This is a genomic window from Pseudomonas brassicae (assembly GCF_010671725.1).
Classification (GTDB): domain Bacteria; phylum Pseudomonadota; class Gammaproteobacteria; order Pseudomonadales; family Pseudomonadaceae; genus Aquipseudomonas; species Aquipseudomonas brassicae.
In genome coordinates this window covers 1-746 of the sequence record NZ_JAAHBU010000550.1, presented here as the reverse complement: position 1 = coordinate 746, position 746 = coordinate 1, and the positions used below count along the sequence as shown (strand labels likewise).

General features: G+C 63.7%; 1 protein-coding gene. It reads left to right on the top strand.

Annotated features, from left to right (window positions below; all coding sequences use genetic code 11):
• A partial coding sequence (locus tag G3436_RS25905; protein ID WP_163951099.1) for an AMP-binding protein occupies window positions 1-746 on the top strand: 746 nt, incomplete at both ends.

The following is a 746-nucleotide window of genomic DNA, read 5'->3' as shown; positions in this document are numbered from 1 at the left end:
GACCCGGCGTACCCCGAAGACCGTCTGGCCTACATGATGCAGGACAGCGGCCTGAGCGTCGTGCTGGCCCAGTCGCACTTGAGTCTGCCGACACCGCAGGGTGTGCGCACCTTGCTGCTGGATGCGGACTTCAGCGGCTACGCCACCAGCAACCCAGCCCTGGAGCTTGATCCCGCCAACCTTGCCTATGTGATCTACACCTCCGGCTCCACCGGTAAACCCAAGGGCGCCTTGCTCGCGCACCACAACGTGCTGCGCCTGTTCGCAGCCACCGAGCACTGGTTCAACTTCGGCCCGAGTGATGTGTGGAGCCTGTTCCACTCCTACGCGTTCGACTTCTCGGTGTGGGAGATCTTCGGTGCATTGCTGTACGGCGGCCGGTTGGTCATCGTGCCGCAGGCCACCAGCCGGGCGCCGGAAGAGTTCTACCAGTTGCTGTGCGAGCAAGGTGTCACGGTGCTCAACCAGACACCGTCGGCGTTCAAGCAGTTGATGCAGGTGGCTTGTGCTCCGGCGCATGCCGAGCTGAATCCAGCTTTGCGCTACGTGGTGTTCGGCGGCGAAGCCCTCGATGTGCACAGCCTGCGCCCCTGGTTCGAACGCTTCGGCGACCAGCAACCGCAACTGATCAACATGTACGGCATCACCGAAACCACGGTGCATGTGACCTACCGGCCGGTATCGCTGGCGGATCTGGCCGGTGACGCCGCCAGTCCGATCGGCGAACCGATCCCGGACCTGTCGTG